14 protein-coding genes are annotated in these 18,041 nt (G+C 72.7%); 9 read left to right on the forward strand and 5 right to left on the reverse strand.

Going from position 1 to position 18,041, the window contains the following annotated elements; translation table 11 throughout:
• Positions 1 to 20: 20 nt before the first annotated feature.
• Positions 21 to 2,675: an MGH1-like glycoside hydrolase domain-containing protein gene (locus ACQP00_RS10715; protein WP_433217817.1), complete on the reverse strand. Its 2,655-nt coding sequence runs from the start codon at positions 2,673 to 2,675 to the stop codon at positions 21 to 23.
• Between the two features lie 155 nt (positions 2,676 to 2,830).
• On the opposite strand from ACQP00_RS10715, the gene ACQP00_RS10720 reads away from it, so the two are divergent.
• From ACQP00_RS10720 to ACQP00_RS10745, 6 genes are all read left to right on the forward strand, one after another.
• Positions 2,831 to 4,774: an amylo-alpha-1,6-glucosidase gene (locus ACQP00_RS10720; RefSeq protein WP_433217819.1), complete on the forward strand. Its 1,944-nt coding sequence runs from the start codon at positions 2,831 to 2,833 to the stop codon at positions 4,772 to 4,774.
• A gap of 216 nt (positions 4,775 to 4,990) precedes the next feature.
• Positions 4,991 to 6,262 carry a glycosyltransferase family 4 protein gene (locus ACQP00_RS10725; protein WP_433223801.1) on the forward strand — a complete coding sequence of 424 codons (1,272 nt, stop codon included), beginning with the start codon at positions 4,991 to 4,993 and terminating at the stop codon, positions 6,260 to 6,262.
• A gap of 134 nt (positions 6,263 to 6,396) precedes the next feature.
• Positions 6,397 to 8,094, forward strand: a complete 1,698-nt coding sequence (locus ACQP00_RS10730; protein ID WP_433217821.1) for a serine/threonine-protein kinase — start codon at positions 6,397 to 6,399, stop codon at positions 8,092 to 8,094.
• Positions 8,087 to 8,920: a patatin-like phospholipase family protein gene (locus tag ACQP00_RS10735; protein ID WP_433217823.1), complete on the forward strand. Its 834-nt coding sequence runs from the start codon at positions 8,087 to 8,089 to the stop codon at positions 8,918 to 8,920. Before ACQP00_RS10730 ends, ACQP00_RS10735 begins: the two co-directional genes overlap by 8 nt.
• Positions 8,921 to 9,910 (forward strand): 1-acyl-sn-glycerol-3-phosphate acyltransferase, encoded by a 990-nt coding sequence (locus ACQP00_RS10740; protein WP_433217825.1) that lies wholly within the window; start codon positions 8,921 to 8,923, stop codon positions 9,908 to 9,910.
• A 34-nt stretch (positions 9,911 to 9,944) separates the two neighbouring features.
• Complete coding sequence (locus ACQP00_RS10745) at positions 9,945 to 10,838, forward strand: Gfo/Idh/MocA family protein (protein WP_433217827.1); 894 nt, start codon at positions 9,945 to 9,947, stop codon at positions 10,836 to 10,838.
• Positions 10,839 to 10,904: 66 nt separating this feature from the next.
• Here ACQP00_RS10745 and ACQP00_RS10750 read toward each other — a convergent pair whose 3' ends face one another.
• Entirely contained in the window at positions 10,905 to 11,798 is an 894-nt protein-coding gene (locus ACQP00_RS10750; RefSeq protein ID WP_433217829.1) for an SCO7613 C-terminal domain-containing membrane protein, read from the reverse strand.
• A 725-nt stretch (positions 11,799 to 12,523) separates the two neighbouring features.
• Here ACQP00_RS10750 and ACQP00_RS10755 point away from each other — a divergent pair.
• The 3 genes from ACQP00_RS10755 to ACQP00_RS10765 all read left to right on the forward strand — a co-directional run bounded on the left by ACQP00_RS10755 (position 12,524) and on the right by ACQP00_RS10765 (position 15,099).
• On the forward strand, positions 12,524 to 13,231 hold the full coding sequence (locus ACQP00_RS10755; protein WP_433217831.1) for a hypothetical protein: 708 nt from the start codon (positions 12,524 to 12,526) through the stop codon (positions 13,229 to 13,231).
• Between the two features lie 228 nt (positions 13,232 to 13,459).
• Positions 13,460 to 14,512, forward strand: a complete 1,053-nt coding sequence (locus tag ACQP00_RS10760) for a hypothetical protein (protein ID WP_433217833.1) — start codon at positions 13,460 to 13,462, stop codon at positions 14,510 to 14,512.
• A 287-nt stretch (positions 14,513 to 14,799) separates the two neighbouring features.
• Positions 14,800 to 15,099: a hypothetical protein gene (locus ACQP00_RS10765; RefSeq protein ID WP_433217835.1), complete on the forward strand. Its 300-nt coding sequence runs from the start codon at positions 14,800 to 14,802 to the stop codon at positions 15,097 to 15,099.
• Here ACQP00_RS10765 and ACQP00_RS10770 read toward each other — a convergent pair.
• From ACQP00_RS10770 to ung, 3 genes are all read right to left on the reverse strand, one after another.
• Positions 15,096 to 15,728: a response regulator gene (locus ACQP00_RS10770; protein ID WP_433223803.1), complete on the reverse strand. Its 633-nt coding sequence runs from the start codon at positions 15,726 to 15,728 to the stop codon at positions 15,096 to 15,098. The two genes, ACQP00_RS10765 and ACQP00_RS10770, sit on opposite strands and share 4 nt — an antisense overlap.
• 450 nt (positions 15,729 to 16,178) lie before the next feature.
• Complete coding sequence (gene macS, locus ACQP00_RS10775; RefSeq protein WP_433217837.1) at positions 16,179 to 17,324, reverse strand: MacS family sensor histidine kinase; 1,146 nt, start codon at positions 17,322 to 17,324, stop codon at positions 16,179 to 16,181.
• Positions 17,321 to 18,007 (reverse strand): uracil-DNA glycosylase, encoded by a 687-nt coding sequence (gene ung, locus ACQP00_RS10780; RefSeq protein WP_433058402.1) that lies wholly within the window; start codon positions 18,005 to 18,007, stop codon positions 17,321 to 17,323. The genes macS and ung overlap by 4 nt, the downstream gene beginning before the upstream one ends.
• Between the last annotated feature and the right edge of the window lie 34 nt (positions 18,008 to 18,041).

Genomic DNA, 18,041 nt, shown 5'->3' on the forward strand with positions numbered 1-18,041 from the left:
AGGAGCCCGGCATGTCGGTTTCAGGGCCGCGGATCCGGCGGGGGAGTGCGCAAGGTCAGGATCAGATCCAGCACGAGCGCCGTCCACCCCGTCTGGTGCGCCGCGCCCAGCCCCGCCCCCGTGTCGCCGTGGAAGTACTCGTAGAACAGCAGCAGATCGTGCCAAGCCCCATCCGGCCGCTGGAACAGCTCCACGTCCCCGAAGAACGGCCGCCGCCCGTCGGCATCGTTCATGAACAGCTTGACCAGCCGCCGGGAGAGGTCGTCCGCCACCGTGGCCAGCGTCGCCATGCGGCCGCTCTTCGCCGGGTACTCCACCTGCAGGTCGTCGCCGAAGAACTCGGCGAAGCGGCGGACCGCCTCGATCAGGATGTAGTTCACGGGCAGCCAGATCGGGCCGCGCCAGTTCGAGTTGCCCCCGAACAGGCCGCTGGTGGATTCCCCAGGCTCGTAGCCGACGGTGTACTCGTGGTCGCCCAGGTGGACCGTGAACGGCTCCTCCTTGTGCGCCCGCGACAGCGTCCGCAAGCCGTACGGCGAGAGGAACTCCTCCTCGTCGAGCATTCGCTGGAGGATGCGGATGAGCTGGTCCGGGCCGACCATCGACAGCAGGCGCAGCTGCTGCCCGCCGCGGCTCTTCTTGGCTCCGACCACGTCGCCGTACTCCGGCTTGTTGGTCAGGAACCAGCGCAGCCGGGCGGCCACGTCGGGCAGCCGGCGCAGGGTCGACGAGCTGATGATCGTGGTCGCCGTCAGTGGCAGCAGGCCGACCACCGAGCGGACCTTGAGCGGGATCTGGTGGCCGTCGGCGGTGCGCAGGACGTCGTAGAAGAAGGCCTCCTCCTCGTCCCACAGGCCGAACTCGTAGGCGGCGTCGGCGATGTACGCGAAATGCTCCAGGAACTTCGCCGCGATGTCCTCGTAGACGCGGTCGTGCACGGCGAGGGTGAGCGACATGTCGAGGAGGTTCAGCGCGTACATCGCCATCCAGGCGGTGCCGTCGCTCTGTTCGAGCCGCCCGCCGACCGGCAGCGCGGCCGAGCGGTCGAACGGGCCGACGTTGTCCAGGCCGAGGAAGCCGCCCTCGAAGACGTTGTTGCCCTCGGCGTCCTTGCGGTTGACCCACCAGGTGAAGTTCAGCAGCAGCTTGTGCAGCACCCGGGCCAGGAAGTCGAAGTCGCGCGAGCCGTCCAGGACGAACACCCGCAGCGCGGCCCAGGCGTGCACCGGCGGGTTCACGTCGCCGAACGCCCACTCGTACGCCGGGATCTGCCCGTTGGGATGCATGTACCACTCGCGCAGAAGCAGCAGCAGTTGCTCCTTGGCGAACCCGGGGTCGACGCGGGCGATCGCGACGCAGTGGAACGCGAGGTCCCAGGCGGCGTACCACGGGTACTCCCACGGGTCGGGCATGGACAGCACGTCGCAGCTGTTCATGTGCCACCAGTGGGAGTTGCGACCGTACCGCCGGCTGTCCGGGGGCGGCTCCGAGACCGGGTCGCCCTGCAGCCAGCGGGCCACGTCGAAGTGGAAGAACTGCTTGCCCCACATGAGCCCGGCCACGGCCTGCCGGACGATCATCTTCTCCTCGGCCGTGGCGCCGGACGGGACGAGCGTGTCGAAGTACTCGTCGGCCTCGGCCCGGCGGCGGGTCATCGTCGACTCGAAGTCGGCCTTGAGGTCGGCCGGGGCGAGGTCCTTGGCCCCGGGCGCGTTGAGGTTGAGCCGCAGCCGGATCTCGTGCGTGCCGCCGGGGGCCACGGTGACCGCGTAGTGCAGCGCCGCCTTGGTGCCGACGCTGTCCGGGTTCACGCTGTCGGTGCCGTGGATGATGTGGTCGCCGATGCCGTCCTTGGGGTACTCCTCGCCGGCCTTCCCCCAGATCCGCGGCCCGTTGGTCTCGTTGTTGCAGAACAGCGCGCGCGGCTTGCCGTCGCCGGTCAGCGCCAGGCGGCCGAGCAGGCGGTGCTCGGCGAGCAGGCCGCTGTCCTTGGCGCGGATCTCCGGGCGGTAGTCCCGGCCGGGCAGCCCCCAGGCCCAGGTGTTGCGGAACCACAGGGTCGGCAGGATGTGCAGCTCGGCGGCTTCGGGCCCCATGTTGCGGACCCGGATGAGCACGCACATGTCGGTCGGGCCGGCCTTGGCGTAGTCGACCTCGACCGCCCAGTACCGGTCCTCGTCGAAGATGCCGGTGTCGACCAGCTCGTACTCGGGGTCGTGCCGCCCGCGCCGGTTGTTCTCGGCGACCAGGTCGTCGTACGGGAACGCCTCCTGCGGGTAGTGGTAGCGCCACGACATCCAGGAGTGCGTCGGGGTGGAGTCGGTGTACCACCAGTACTCCTTGACGTCCTCGCCGTGGTTGCCCAGGTCGCCGCCGAGGCCGAACATCCGCTCCTTGAGGATCGAGTCCTTGCCGTTCCACAGCGCGAGGGCGAAGCAGAACGTCTGGCGGTCGTCGCAGATGCCCGCCATCCCGTCCTCGTTCCACCGGTACGTGCGGGAACGCGCCTGGTCGTGGGGGAAGTAGTCCCAGGCGTTGCCGTAGGCGCTGTAGTCCTCGCGGACCGTGCCCCAGGCCCGCTCGGACAGGTAGGGCCCCCACCCCCGCCATGGGCGCTCCCCGCTGTCGGCTTCGGCCAGCCGTCGGCGCTCGGCGTTCCCATCGTCCTCGATCACGCGGCTATTCTCCGTTGTTCATGTTTCGGTCAAGTTGAGACCCGACCAATCAGGCCAATAGGTGGCATTTGTTCCTACACCACAACCCCCCTTGATCAATAATTTTGCGGGGGTCGCTCGGTCGGGTGCCACCCGGAGCCACCAAGATTGTGCGCATGGTGGTGTACGGCACGCAGGTATGTGGTGATTTGACGCTCGGTGGGACTCGTGAGTGGCTTGTCCCGGATGGCACCGGTGGCTACGCGATGGGCACCGTCCCGGGACTGCGGACCCGGCGGTACCACGGGCTGCTCGTCCTGGCCGAGCCCGGCCGACCGGCCCGGCGGCACCTGGCCCTCGCCGCCCTCGACCCGGTGCTCACCCTGCCGTCCGGCGCGGAGACCGAGCTCGCCGTGCACGAGTGGGCCGGCGGCGCGGTCAGCCCGGCGGGCCACACCCTGCTGGAGCGCTTCGAGCTGGTCGACGGCCTGCCCCGGTGGCGCTGGCGGATCGGCCCGATCGTGATCGAGCGCGAGCTGGCGATGGTCCACGGCCGCGGGCACCTCGGGATCGTGCACCGGGTGATCAGCGCCCCCGGCCCGGTCGACCTGCACCTCAAGGCCCTGGTCACCTGGCGCGACGCGCACGGGGAGCGGACCGCCGCCGGGCCGGCGCCGCACGTCGAGGCGCACGAGGCCGGAGCCGTGATCGAGGGCGCCTTCCGGCTCGCCGGGCCGGATTTCCAGAAGATCGGCCAGTGGTACCGCGGGGCCTGGGCGCGCCTCGAGTCCGACCGTGGGCTGACGGCCCAGGAGGACCTGTGGTGCGCGGGCCGGTTCACCGCCCGCCTGGAGCCGGGCGAGGCGATCGAGGTCGAGGCCTGGGCCGGGACCGACGACGCCCAGCGGGGCGCGCAGCGGATCATCGACCGGGCCCGGCTGCGCAACCGCGCGCTCACCCACGACGCCGCCGACAAGACAGATGCGGCACTTGTACTGGCAGCAGACGCCTTCGTCGTCGCCGGCGCATCGAGTCCTTCGTCAGGGGTCGCTCCGGACGTGGTGGCGGGGTACCCGTGGTTCGGTACCTGGTCGCGGGACACGATGACCTCGTACGAGGGACTGTTCCTCGCCACCGGCTGGTACGACGAGGGCCGGGAGCTGCTGCGCGCGTACGCGGCGACGCTCGACGACGGGATGCTCGCCAACACGGCGGACACCGGCCAGACGGAGCACAACACGGTCGACGCCACGCTCTGGTTCCTGCACGCGGTCGAGCGGCATGTCAGCGGTACCGGCGACGACGACCTCGCGGCCGAGCTGCTCCCGGCCCTCGACGGGGTGGTCGCCGCCCACCTGCGGGGCACCCGCTACGGCATCCGGGCCGACGGCGACGGCCTGATCACCCAGGGCGCCCCGGGCGTCGCGCTCACCTGGATGGACGCCCGGGTAGGGGAGATCCCGATCACACCCCGGGCCGGCAAGCCGGTCGAGGTGAACGCGTTGTGGATCAACGGGCTGGCCGGGCTGGCCGCTCTCAACGCGCGGGTCGGCCGCGACGCCGGCCCGATCGCGGCCCTGCTGGAGAAGGCGCGGGCGAGCTTCGAGCGCCGCTTCCCGATCGCGCCGCCGTTGCACTCCGCAACGGGCGTGCAGGATGCAAGGCCCTTGTTCGACGTCGTCGACGGCCCCGACGGGGACGACCCGGCCCTGCGGCCCAACCAGCTGCTGGCGTGGAGTCTTCCGTACGGCCCGATGCGCGACCGGCCCGTGCCGGTAGAGCTGTCCGCCCTGTTCACGCCGCTTGGGCCACGCAGTTTGGCGGTAGGGGAAGCGGGCTACGCCGGGGTGCACGCGGGCGGCCCGGCCCAGCGCGACGCGGCCTACCACCAGGGCACCGTGTGGCCCTGGATGATCGGCCCATACGTGGATGCCCATCTGGCTCGATCTGCGAAAAATCACGGTGCGCTACTGGATGGTATCGAAGCGCATCTGTGGGAGTGGGGTGTAGGTTCGGTCTCCGAGACCGCCGACGGGGACGCTCCGCACCGGGCCACGGGATGTCCGTTCCAGGCCTGGTCGGTCGCGGAGGTGCTCCGCGTTCGAAGGAATGTCGGCTGACCGTTACACCCCAGAAATGAGATTTGCCGCTCTGGTAACCCTCGCCAGGCAGGATGAGTCTCAAGCCCACCCAACAGCTCACACGCGGGGGAGAAATCGCGTGTGTACGCCGTGCTGCGCGTGGGTATCTGGGCGAGCGTTTGATCAACAATCTGTGGGGGCGGCCACGTGAGCGAGACCATCCGGACCGGAAGACGACGACCCTTGCGCATTCTGATGCTGTCGTGGGAATACCCGCCGGTGGTGGTCGGCGGGCTCGGGCGGCACGTCCACGCGCTGGCCACGTCGCTGGTCGAGGCGGGCAACGAGGTGACGGTCGTGACCCGGCACGCGCCGGGCGCACCCCTGGAGGAGTACTCCGAGGGCGTGCGCATCGTGCGCGCGGCCGAGGACCCGCCGCTGTTCCCGCTGTCCACGTCGACCCTGCTGGCCTGGACGATGGCGTTCAACCACACGCTGACCCGGGCCGCGCTGCGGGCCGCGGCCACGGGTGAGTACGACGTCATCCACGCCCACGACTGGCTCGTCACGCACACCGCGGTCACCCTCAAGGAGAGCCTCGACCTGCCGCTGGTGGCGACCATCCACGCCACCGAGGCCGGCCGGCACCAGGGCTGGCTGCCCGACGAGATGAACAAGTGCATCCACTCCGTGGAGTGGTGGCTCGGGCACGAGGCCTGCCGGGTCATCGTCTGCTCCGAGTACATGCGCTGGGAGGTCACGCGCCTGCTCGACCTCGCCCCGGCCCGGGTGTCGGTGGTCGCCAACGGCGTGGACGCGAGCGTCTGGCGGGCGCCGTCGCGGGCGGTCAACGCGGCCCGCGCGCGGTTCGCGGGGGAGGGGCCCCTGCTGGGGTACGCCGGCCGCCTGGTCTACGAGAAGGGCGTGCAGGACCTCATCGCGGCCCTGCCCGAGCTGCGGGCCCGGCACAACGGGCTGCGCGTGGTCATCGCCGGCGACGGCCCGCACAAGGGCGAGCTGCTGGAGGAGGTGCGCCGGCTGCGGCTGCAGCGGGCCGTCTCCTTCGCCGGGTTCATGGGCGAGGGTGAGCTGCCCGCGCTCATGGCCGCCACCGACGCCCTCGTCGTGCCGAGCATCTACGAGCCGTTCGGCATGGTCGCGCTGGAGGGCGCCTCGGCCGGTGCGCCGCTCGCGGTGGCCGCGACCGGCGGCCTGGCCGAGATCGTCGAGCCCGGCGTGACCGGCGTGACCTTCCCGGCCAAGAGCCCCGACGCGCTCGCCGCCTCGGTCGGCACCCTGCTGGAGGACGAGCCGTTCGCTCGCCGGGTCGCCAAGCAGGCCCGCTCCATGGTCAGCGAGCGCTACGGCTGGTCGACCATCGCCGGCGACACGGCCGACGTGTACGGCACCGCGATCTCCGAGGCCCCCGGCTTCGCGGCCAAGCAGGCGGCCGCCATCCTGGAGCACGGGCGCCCCCAGATCGTCGTACCGGACGGTAACCTTCTGAGTTCCGACCTGCTCGTTTGATACATCATTTTTCTGACTGACCCCGGCATCCACATTTGCCGGGGTCGGTCACATTTTGGGTCTCGCCAGGGCGTTCCATCCCCGGTACGGTTTGCCAGGAACAGCGACCGGAATCGATCAGGACGGCAACTGGGTTGAGCGGCAGCGCCGACGAGGTCCTCGGCAACAGATATCGGCTGATCGCACCCGTCGGCACCGGCGGTATGGCCGTGGTCTGGCGCGCCCGTGACCTCGTGCTCGACCGCGACGTCGCCGTGAAGCTGCTCGCCGGTGAGCTCGCCAGCAAGGCCGGCAACCGCGAGCGGATCCGCTCCGAGGCCCAGGTCGTGGCCCGCCTGCAGCACCCCAACATCACCGCCGTGCACGACTACGGCGAGGCCGGGGACGTCTCGGCGGGGCGCAACGGCCGCCGCCCGTACGTCGTGATGGAGCTCCTCGAGGGCGAGCTGCTCTCCGACCGGCTCCGCTCCGGTCCCATGTCCTGGCGCCGGGCCACCCAGATCTGCGCGCAGGTCGCCGCCGGGCTGGCCGCCGCGCACGAGAAGGGCATCGTCCACCGCGACATCAAGCCGAGCAACGTCATGCTGACCTCGGCCGGAGCCAAGATCCTCGACTTCGGCGTGGCCGGCCTGGCCGGCTCCTACGACCCCGACGACGAGCGCGACGGCACCGTCTTCGGCACCCCGGCCTACCTGGCCCCGGAGCGCCTGCTCGGCGGCGGGGTGGTCTCGGCCACCGACGTGTACACCGTCGGGCTGCTCGTGTACCGCTGCCTCACCGACCGCCTGCCCTGGCACGCGGACACGCCGACGCAGATGATCGCCAACCACGTGTACGAGCCGCCGCACCCGCTGCCGGAGATCCCCGGCATGCCCGGCGACGTGGCCAAGCTCATCACCCGGTGCCTGGCCAAGGACCCCGACGTCCGCCCGCCCGCGGCCGAGGTGGCCCGGGTCCTGGCCGGCGCCACCGGCATCCACATCGTGCTGCCCGGCCAGGACGCCTCCTCCACCCAGGAGGTGCACGCGCCGCCGGCCAACGAGGACCTCCCGCCGCGGCGCCCCGAGTTACCGGCGCGGCGCCCCGGAGGCAGTCAGCACCGGGCCGCCGCCAGCCGGACCGCCCGGCGCACCTGGGTCGCGGTGGTGGCCACCCTCGCCGCGGCCGGCGCCACGACCGGAATGATCATCTGGAAGCCGTGGGCGCCCAAGCCCGCCTGCAACGTCGACTTCTACATCCACCCCGTGTACACGGCCGGAGTGGACAAGGGCTTCGAGGCGCGCGTTACCGTTGCCAACATCGGCAACCGCACGCTCGACCCCTGGCAGCTGGTCTTCATCTTCCGAGGAGGCCAGCAGATCGACCATGTCGAGGGCGTCGGCTCCTACGAGCCCGGCATCGGCGGCCAGCGGATCAACGGCCAGAGCCCGCTCCCGCCCGGCAAGGCGGTCACCTTCGGCATCCTGGGCCACGGCGGGGCCGGCAACCCGCCGCTGCCGCCGAGCGGCTTCACGCTCAACGACACCGCCTGCGACCTGCGCCTGGCCATGCGCCCGCCGGACACCGAGCTGCCCGCGATCACCGAGAACGTCGACGCCCCGGCGGAGAAGGCCCGCCCGCCGGCCGGCCCGGTCGGCCCGCCCCCGGGCGGCGACCCCAACGGCGGCCCGGGCGGCCCCGGCGACCCCAACAACCCGTTCGACCCGAACAACCCCAACCAGAACAACCCCAACCCGAACCAGAGCCAGCGCCTGCCGGGGCAGACCCCGCCGGCGTACGTGCAGACGAACCCGACGGCCAACCAGCGCGCCCGCCGCGGGCGGCATGCCTGACACGACCGGCCCCGTCGGCTTCGTGTTCGGGGGCGGCGGGGTGCTCGGGGCGTACGAGGTGGGGATGGTCCGCGCCGTGCTGCACCACGGCATCCGCCCCGACTTCGTGCTCGGCACCTCGATCGGGGCGATCAACGGCGCCGCCGTCGCCGCCAGCCCGGACGAGCAGGTCGCCGACCGGCTCACCGAGCTGTGGGCCTCGCCGCAGGCCCGCGCCGTGTACGGCGACTCGCTGCCCCGCCAGATCGGCCGCTTCGCCCGCCGGACCCACCTGCACTCGCCCGGCCCGCTGCGGCGCACCCTCGAGCGCGAGCTCGGGGCCGACACCCGCTTCGAGGACCTGGCGGTGCCGTTCCACTGCTGCGCCGCCAGCATCGAGCGGGCCGCCGAGCACTGGTTCTCGTCGGGCCCGCTGATCGACGCCGTGCTCGCCTCGTCGGCGGTGCCGGGGCTCCTGCCGCCGGTACACCTGGGGCAGGAGCATTTCATCGACGGCGGCATCGTCAACTCGGTGCCCGTCGGCCACGCGGTCGCCCTCGGCGCCCGGACCGTCTTCGTGATGCAGGTCGGGCGGATCGAGCGGCCCCTGCGCCCGCCCCGCCGTCCGTGGGACGTGGCCCAGGTCGCCTTCGAGGTCGCCCGCCGGCACCGCTTCGCCCGCGAGCTGCAGGAGGCGCCCGAGGACGTGGCGGTGCACGTGCTGCCCACCGGCGGTGGCTCCGCGAAGGACGACTCGCCGCTGTCGTACCGCAACTTCGCCGCCGCCCGCGGCCGGATCGAGCGCGCCTACGAGGCGACCTGCGCCTACCTCGAGGGTCTGGCCTAGATGCCGCCCCGCTGGATCCGCCGCCTCGTGCTGACCCCGATCCTCCTGGTCGTCATCACGGCGCTGCTGGTCACCATGCCGGTCTGGCTGCTCATCGCCGGCGTCCTGGGCCCGCTGGGCTCCGGGCGGCTGCGGGCGCTGCGGGTCTCGTGGATGCTCGCGGTGTACCTCTTCCTGGAGGTCGTCGCGCTCGTCGTGCTGTTCGCGCTGTGGGTCGGCAGCGGCTTCGGCTGGCGGCTGCGCGGCCCGCGGTTCCAGCGCGCCCATTACGTCCTCACCGGCACGTTTCTGCGGATCTTGTACCACCAGGCGCGCTGGGCCCTCGGCGTGAAGGTCTCCGTCGTCGGTACGGACCCCGACGTCGCCGCCCCCGGCCAGCCCGAGCTCGTCTTCTGCCGGCACGCCGGCCCCGGCGACTCGTTCCTGCTGGTCCACTCGCTGATCAACTGGTTCGACCGCGAGCCGCGGATCGTGCTCAAGCAGACGCTGCAGTGGGACCCGGTCATCGACGTGATGCTGAACCGGCTGCCGAACCACTTCGTCACGTACGGCGCCGACAGCGAGGAGCGCATCGGCGAGCTCTCCACCGGCCTCGACGAGAACGACGTGCTCGTGCTCTTCCCGGAGGGCGGCAACTTCACCCCCAGCCGCCGCGAACGGGCCATCAAGCGGCTGCGCGACCTGGGCCTCACCTCCATGGCCGAGCGGGCCGAGCGGATGCGGCACGTGCTGGCCCCGCGCCCCGGCGGCACCCTGGCCGCCCTGGACGCGGCGCCCGAGGCCGGCGTGATCTGGGTGGCCCACACCGGACTGGACAAACTGCTCACCGTGGGTGACCTCTGGTCGCAGCTGCCGCTGGACCTGACGATCACCATGCGCTGGTGGTCGGTCGAACCGTCGGAGATCCCGCGCGGGCGCGAGGAGCGCGTCGAATGGCTGTACGAGTGGTGGGCCAAGATCGACGATTGGATCGATCACCACAACCCGTGAGGGTGCCGCCCGCCGCGTAGGGAAGAATGGTCCGATGCGATTCGGTGTGCTGGGCACGGGACATTGGGCGACGGTCACGCAGGCGGCCGCGCTGGCGACTCACCCTTCGGCGACGCTCGCGGGCGTCTGGGGCCGCAGCCCCGACAAGGTGGCCGACATGGCCTCCCGCTACGGCGTCCCCGGCCACACCGACCTCGACGCCCTGCTCGCCGACGTCGACGCGGTCGCGATCGCCGTCCCGCCGGACGTGCAGGCCGACCTTGCCGTCCGCGCCGCCAAGGCCGGCAAGCACCTGCTGCTCGACAAGCCCCTCGCCCTCGACCCGGCCGCGGCCGACGAGGTCGTCGCCGCCGCCGACGCGGCCGGGGTCGCCACGGTGGTCTTCTTCACCAACCGCTTCGTCCCGTCGATCGAGCAGTTCCTGACCGCCAACGCCGAGCTCGGCGGCTGGTACGCGGCCCACGGCACCATGTACACGTCGATCTTCCAGCCCGGAAACCCCTATTCGGGCTCGGTCTGGCGCAAGCAGCACGGCGGCCTGTGGGACCTGGGCCCGCACGCCCTGTCGGTGATCCTGCCGCTGCTCGGCCCGGTCGTCGACCTCTCCGCCGCCGAGGGCCCGCGCGACACCGCCCACCTGCTGCTCAGGCACGAGGGCGGCGCGGCGAGCACGCTGTCGCTGACCCTGGACGCGGCCCCGGACGCGACGAGCTTCGGCTTCTCGTACTTCGGCGAACACGGCGCCACCACGCTGCCCGAGTGGAACGCGACCCAGGTCGAGGCGTTCGGCAACGCGGTGAACGCGCTGCTGGACGTGGTCGCGACCGGCAACCGCCACGCCTGCGACGCCGCGTTCGGCGCTTCGGTGGTGCACATCCTCTCGGCCGCGGAGCGCGCTCGCAGCTTCTCCACGATCGTCACCGTCTGAGGCCGTTGTCCCGGGCCGGGTGCTATCGCATCCGGCCCATCGCGTCCCGGAGGCGTTGCGCGGGTGCTATCGCATCCGGCCCATCGCGTCCCGGAGGCGGTGCAGGTCGCGGAGGCGTCGCTCGTACGTCACGGCCAGCCCCACGAGCAGCGCCCCGGCCACCGCGAGTGGCGCCCAGCGGGGCAGCAGGTCCCAGTAGACGACGACCTCATGCCAGGCGAGGACGGCGAGCACCAGCCCGCCGGCGACGATGGGCGCCTTGAGCCGGAAACGGGCCCCGGCGAGTACCACCGCGACGGCCCCGATCCCGAGCAGCAGCCGCCGCCCCGGATCGCCCGGCGTCACCAGCACCAGCGCGAGGCTGGGCAGCATCCCGGCGAGCAGCCCCGGCCCGAACGCCGTCCAGCTGCCGAGACTCGGGTTCCGCCGGGCCGCGAACCACCCGACGACGAGCGCGGCGAGCCCGGCGGGCGCGGTGTAGGCCTCGGTCACCCCGATGCCCTCGGCCACCAACATCAGCTCGTACGCCACAACCTCGGCCCCGACCGCCGCCACCGTGTACGCGAGCCGCGCGGGCCCACCGACCGCCCGGAGCCCGAGCCCGACTCCCCACAGCGCGGCGACCCCGGCCGCACCGCCCAGGTCCCCGATGGCCAGGAAGAACGCGACAACGGCAACAGCGTGCGCAACGGCGTCGAGCAGCCGCCCTTCGATCGTGCGATCGCTCTTTGAGGATCGGGTCCCGCTCGTGGCAGCAGGCGAGCGCGAAGCGCGGAGCAGGAAGCCGCCACCGAGCCCGAGGGCCGCGGCCGCGAGTACCACGTAGGCGGTCGCGGTCAGCGGCAGGTCCGCCGCCCGCCCGGCCGCGAAGGCGAGCCAGCCCAGCGCGATCCCACCGAGCGGCCAGGCGATCGCCCGGGCCACGGCCGTGCGTCCGGCAACTCCGGCCACGACGGCCACGACGACGACCGCCCCGGAGCGCGGCCAGCGTCGTCCAGGCGGTGGCCAGCAGCCCGGCCAGCCCCGGGACGATCCCGAACCAGCAGGTCACGGCGGCAACCACCGACCCGGACGAGGGCTTGCGAAGGGCCGCCCCGAGCGCGGTCACCATCCCGGCCGCGAGCGTGACGGCGGGCACGACCGGCCACGGCGCCCCGACGGCGACACACCCGAGCCCGGCGGCGAACAACGCGGGCGGAGCGGCGAGACTCCACCGGGCCAACCCGAAGCGGCCGGCCACGAGCACCGCGAGCCCGGCCAGCACCGCGAGCGTCACGGCCGCGGCCGCGGGCCCGAACGCCGCCGGCTGGTCCTCCCACCAGGCGGACTCTTCTGGTCCCAGGCCCACCCCGCCGGGCGCGCCGGTCCAGATCGCGCCGACCCACGCGAGGGGGCGGAGCAGCACTTCAAGGACGGCGGGCAGCACCGAGATCAGCGCGAGCACAGCCGGAACGACGGCCGGCGCCGCATGCCCGCCGTGCGCCGCCCCGTCCGACACCCGCCATTTAGCCGTCTCCGGTACATCCCGGCCGTCCTCATCCCGCGCGTCGCCGGTCGCAGTTGCGCCTTGTTCAAGCGGGGTGCCATTCCCGGCCAGGGCGCTGTCCGGGGCGTTGTCCGGGGCGAAGGTCGGGGCGAAGGCGCGGGCGGCGAACCAGGTGCAGAGCAGAGCGGCCGCCGCGTAGGTGCCGAACCAGGTCGATCCGCCGTTCGCGCTCGTCTCGGCCACGGCCGCGATCGCCACGCCGGCCCCGGTGATCGCGGTGGCGGGCGTCCCGGCGTTCCAGGCCCGGTCGCGCAACGCCAGCGCGGCCACCGTCACCAGAGCCAGGCCCGCCGCGGCGCCCGCGAGTGGGGTGCCGGCGGAGAGCTGCTGTGCGGCGGCCGCACCCAGGACCGGCAGGCTCAGCAACGCCACCGTGGCCGCCGCCAGCCCGGGCCCGCGGGTCGAGGCGCGCAACGCGACGGCGGCGGCGACCAGCCCGAGCACCGCGTACGCGGCCAGCGTCACCACCGGCGACACCAGCCCGGCCACCGCCAGGTGCACCGCCACGAACGGCATCGCCGCCGGCGCGACCCGGGACGGCAAGGCGGCCAGGATAGCGAGCGCCACGGCGTCGAACAGGCAGGCCAGCGCCGGATCCGCGCCGCTGCCGATCGCCCCGGGCGTCGCGAACGCCACGAGCGCGAGGGTCACCACCAGGATCGCCCGGGTCGGGACCGATCCACTCCAGTGGCGGGTCAGGAGCCAGACCGCGGCGGCCAGGAGGACCAGGGCGGCCGGTTCCTGCCAGCCGAAGAGGGGCCGCCCGGCTGCGGGCGGGGTGGCGTTCCAGAAGGGCAGGGCGTGCACGGCGGTCCGGGCGGCGGCGAGGCCGGCGAACGCGGCATAGGGCAGGGCGAACCCCACCGTCATGACGAGTGCGCCGATTCGCGCCCCGGCCCGGAAGCGCTGCGGGGTCAGCCGGGTGGCGGCGGCGAGGAGCAGGATGAGGACGGCGAAGGCGGCGTACCGCTGCTGGGGAAACACCTCGGCCACCAGCCGCGCCACGCCGAGTGTGATGATCCCCGTCGCGACCCCCGCGCCCAGGTTCGCCGTTCGCGGGTGCATCGCGCCGGCGGTGACGACCAGGGCGGCCAGCACGACCAGCACGCCGACAATGCGCAGCGCGGCCGGTACGTCGCCGACCGTGGCCAGCGCGTGCAGCGCCGGCGGGAGGGTGGCCAGCGCCGCCGCGCCCGCCGCGGCCCAGGCGACCGGTTCGACGGTCCGGGCCAGCAGCAGCGCGATGGCCGCCACGCACACGAAGACCAGGGTCCAGCCGGTCGCGCCGAAGCCGCGGTGGAGGGCCAGCAGCGGCAGTACCGGCTGGATCGCGATCACCGCCGCCAGCCGTGGGGCGCGCAGCCCGGTCAGCGCCGCGTACCCGCCGGCGATGGCCGCCGTCACCGCGAACGTGATCCCGGCGTACGTGGTCGGGATGGTGGCGCGGGCGAGGCCGGCGAGGTTGACGTACCAGGCGGCGTACCCGTCGAGCACGACCAGCAGCAGACCGAGGGCGGCGAACGTTTCGGCCGTCGCCCGCAGGCCGCGGCGCATGACCAGCGGCGGCACGGCGAGGGTGAGCAGCGTGACCACCGCGAGGATGGTCGCCCGCCCCAGCACGCCGAAGCTGGCCCACGCCACCGCGGTGAACACGATCGCGGCCGCGCCGAGCAGCAGCCCGCCGAGCACGAACAGCACGTTCTGCACGGTCCGGGTCGACGCTTCAGAACGCCCGACCGGCACCGCGCCCGTCCCGCCCGGCAGCACCGGCACGTTCGGCGGTGACGTCGTGCCCGGCCGCAACGCCACGCCCTGCGGCAACGCCACGCTCGGCATTGGGCCCGTCGTCGGTACCGGTGCGGCCGGGGTGGTGCCCTGCGGCGAGGTCCACTCGTTCGGCGGCGTGCCGTGCGGTGGGGTCGGGACGGCTGGTGTCGGGACCGGTGAGATCGGGGCGCCCGGGGCCGAGGCCGGGGCAGGCGGCGTTGTGCCTGGGGTCGGGGGTGGCGGTGCGGTGCCGGTGGGACGGGGCGGTGTTGGAGGGGGCACAGGGAGTACACCCGAAGCGAGAACTGCGGCCTTGACCCGCGCGGCGACGATGTTGCGCTGGGAGACGGCCGCGTTGTAGGCGAGCACGGCCGAGCCGAAGCGCTTGCGGGCCGCCTCGGTTTCGGTGTGCAGATCGTGCAGGCGGGCGTTGAGGCGCAGGACCTCGGCGGCGTCGGGGAAGGGCGGGCGCCCACAGCCGCGGCAACCGGCGTCGGGGTCGGCCGGTGCGCCGCAGAACGGGCACGGATAGCTCACCATGGCGATCAGCATGCGGCAGCAAGGGCACGAGGCGAATCGGCGTTGCTACTCAACCGGGGCTGAGTACCCGCGCTTTCTGTCCCGGGCGCGACGGGGCATGCTGTCGTGATGCGGTTGCTGAGCGAGGACGAGTACAGGGCGACCATGGAGCCGGAACCGGTGCAGATCGGGCCGGACGACGAGCCGCCGTTCGACTTCTGGCCCTACTTCGACCGGATACCGCGCGCCGACCTGCAGGGGCATGACTTCTCCGAGGGCACCGTCACCTACGCGTGGCACATGCCCCAGCGCAACCTCCAGCACGTCCTGGTCAACTGCGAGCGCGCCAACGTTTTTCTGGTACTCGTACTCGACCTCACCGCCAAGGTCGTCCTCGGCCACTATCTGCTGGACATCATGGCCGTCTAGGCGTCGAGGCCCCGCTCGATCGCGTAGCGCACCAGGTCCACCCGGCTGTGCAGCTGCAGCTTGCCGAGCGTGTTCTGCACGTGGTTCTGCACCGTGCGGTGTGAGAGCACCAGCCGTTCGGCGATCTCCCGGTACGTCACGCCCTTCGCCACCAGCCGCAACACCTCGGTCTCCCGCTCGGTGAGCCGCGGCGCGTCGGGGTCCTCGGCCCGCGTGACACTGGCGAGCCGCCGGAACTCCCCGAGCACCAGCCCCGCCAGCCCCGGCGTGAACACGGGGTCCCCCTGCGCCGTCCGCCGCACGGCGGCCAGGAACTCCTCCCGGGCCGCGGACTTCACGAGATAGCCGGTCGCGCCGGCCTTCACCGCATCGAGAACGTCCTGCTGCTCCCCGCTGGCGGACAACATGAGAATCCGCGCCTCGGGACACGACGCGAGCACCCCTTGAATGACCTCGACCCCGGACCGGTCGGGCAGCTGCAGATCGAGCACCACCACCGCGGGCCGCACCGACCCGGCAATCCGCACCGCCTGCGCACCTTCCCCGACGGCGGCGACGACCTCGTACCCGGCCTCGGCCAGATCCCGGGCCACCCCCTCGCGCCACATCGGATGGTCATCGACCACCATCACCCGCAGCTTCGACCCGTCGTCCACATGAGCAGCCTAATCAATGCCACGACCACCGAACGTTCCGGCTCGGTACCGTTTCCGCGCCCGGCAACGCCTGCCCGCCGCCGTTTCCGCGCCCGACAAGGCTTGCCCGCCGCCGTTTTCGCGCTCGACAACGCCTGCCCGCCGCCGATTACGCGCTCGACAACTCCTGCCGGCGGCCGTTTCCGCGCTCGGCAATTCCTGCCCGCCGTTTCTCATGCGTGCGGTGGTCCGCCGCGTTTCGTTCCGAGCGTGAGATTGTGCGTGGCGCTCCCATGACTGCCTGACTGCCGTTGCCGCGTCTTCGGATTCTGCGGCGGCATCTCCGTGCGGCGCGAATACCCCCATCCGGCGAACGAGTTTTTCGGCGAAGGCGTCGTTTCCGGTATGGAGGCTTTGCGGCGGGCGTGGTGTGGGGGCTTCGGGTCAGCGTGGAACGGTGAGTTCGACCTCGGTGCCGTTGCCGCGGGTCGAGGTCACCGTCACCGAGCCGCCCACGTCCCGGATGCGGCCGCGGATGGACTGGGCGACGCCGAGCCGTCCGTCGCGCTCGGCCTCGGCGAGGCGGCCGTCGGGGATGCCGGTGCCGTCGTCGCGTACTGACACCGTGACCCGGTCGTCGAGCTCTTCCAGGAGGATCCAGGCCCGCGCCCGCTCGCCCGCGTGCCGTTCCACGTTGTCGAGGGCCGCGCCGACCGCGGCCGCCACCTCGGCCGCGACCGAGGCCGGCAGCAGGACCGGGGTGGCGGGGGCGGCGATGGTCACGGCGGCCGAGCCGTATGCGTTGAGCAGGGGGCGCAGGTCGATCACGGCGACCGCGGGCGCCGTCGCGGGAACGGGGGAGTTGGCGGCGACCAGCGAGCGCAGCACCGACTCCTGCTCGCCGGCCAGCCGGCCCAGTTCCGCCGCCTCGCCGCCGAGTTCGGTGCCGCGCCGCTGGACCAGGGCCAGGACCTGCAGAACCGAGTCGTGAATGCCGCGGGCCAGCCGGTCGCGCTCGCGGGTGGCCGCCTCCAGCTCGATGGCGCGCTGCAGGCGGGCCTCGGAGTCGATGGCCAGGCGGGCGATGTGCCCGACGCCGATGCCGACCAGGATCATGAGGACCGGCCCGTTGGCGGTGGCCTGGCTGAAGCCGTTGCGCACGATCACGTCGGCCACGCTGAGCAGAATGGCGGCGATCGCACCGCGCCGCCGGCCGCCGGAGATGGCCCAGGCCACGACCGGGCCCGCCACCCAGGCCATCGGCAGCGTGGGGGAGCCGACGCCGAGGCCGGACGGGTTCACGATCCAGCGGGAGGCGAGCAGGCAGGCCGCCGCGACCGCGAGATCGGCGACGAGCAGGGGCCAGCCCCGCCGCTCGGGCCGCGCATAGGCGAGGCTGCTCACCGCCGTCCACACGGTCATCACCGCGATGATGAGCCAGCCCCCGACCGGCCACGCGTACTCGCGGAAGTTGTTGACCATCAGCACCGCGGCATACCCGAGCGCCGCGAAGCGGAAGACGAGCAGCGCACGCCACAACGGGCCCTCCAGCCCCGGAAGGCGCCGCCGCTCATCCCCGCCGACAGTCACGGCTGGTCCGGGACCCAGTGCACCGGCGGCAGGCCGGCCTCCTCCAGGGCGGCGTTGACCTTGCTGAACGGCTTCGACCCCAGGAAACCCGCCGGGTTCATCGGCGACGGGTGGCCGGCCTCGATGACCACGTGCTGCGGGTTGGTGACCAGCACGGCCTTCTTCCGCGCGTAGCCGCCCCAGAGCACGAACACCACCCGCCGGTCGAAGGCGTTGAGCGCCTGGATCGCCGCGTCGGTGAAGTGCTCCCAGCCCTTGCCCGCGTGCGAGGCGGCCTTGCCGGCGCGCACCGTCAGCACCGCGTTGAGCAGCAGCACCCCGTCGGCCGCCCACGGGGTCAGGTCGCCGTTGGCGGGCGGGGTCACGCCCAGGTCCTCGCGCATCTCCTTGTACACGTTGCGCAGCGACGGCGGCACCGACACACCCGGCCGCACCGAGAAGCTCAGGCCGTGCGCCTGGCCCTCCTTGAAATACGGGTCCTGGCCCAGGATGAGCACCCGAGCCTGGTCCGGCGGGCACAGCCGGAACGCGGTGAACAGGTCGGGCAGCGGCGGGTAGACCGGGCCGGCCGCGTACTCGTCGGCCACGAACGCCTGGAGGCGCTGCACGACCTCGAGGTCGAGGTGCGGCTTCATCACGTCACGCCAGCCGGCGGGGAGGAGCTCCAGCAGATCCAACGACATGACGGCACTCTACGAGTAGGGTGCGACATTTTTG

The organism is Dactylosporangium sp. CS-047395 (assembly GCF_050942185.1).
Taxonomy (GTDB): Bacteria; Actinomycetota; Actinomycetes; order Mycobacteriales; family Micromonosporaceae; genus Dactylosporangium.